1 protein-coding gene is annotated in these 495 nt (G+C 62.4%); it reads left to right on the top strand.

Annotated features, from left to right (window positions below; all coding sequences use genetic code 11):
- Positions 1-495, top strand: a 495-nt coding sequence (locus ABEH27_RS25730; protein WP_346616252.1) for an immunoglobulin-like domain-containing protein, incomplete at both ends; no start/stop codon positions are given.

The following is a 495-nucleotide window of genomic DNA, read 5'->3' as shown; positions in this document are numbered from 1 at the left end:
CCCTGGCCAACGGCCAGAGCATCACCATCGGCGTCGGTGAATCGTCCGGCTCGGTCAACTTCACCGCACCGAACAACGTCTACAACACCAATGCCCCGCTGACCAACAGCATCAGCAAGGTCGAAGGCGGCAACTACGAGCAGCTCGAAACCGCAGGTAACCCGACCACTACCGTCACCGACGGTCCAGACACCCAGGCCACCACCAACCTGGTGCTGAGCGCGACCGGCGATGTCGCCGAAGGCGGTCAGATCGTCTACACCGCGACGCTGAGCAACCCAGCCGGCACGGCGATGACCGTGACCCTGAGCAACGGTGCGACCATCAACATCGCCGCCGGTCAAACGACTGGCCAGGTCACTGTTGCCGCGCCGGCCGATGACGTCTACAAAGACGCCGGTCAGGTCAAAGTAAGTGTCACCGGCACCACCGGTGGCGATTTCGAGAATCTGGCCGTTAATCCAGCCGAAGCCGTCACCAACGTCAGCGATACGA

Origin of the sequence: Pseudomonas sp. P39-UII1 (genome assembly GCF_039672635.1) — a bacterium.
Taxonomy (GTDB): domain Bacteria; phylum Pseudomonadota; class Gammaproteobacteria; order Pseudomonadales; family Pseudomonadaceae; genus Aquipseudomonas.
This window is presented reverse-complemented; position numbering and strand designations above follow the sequence as displayed.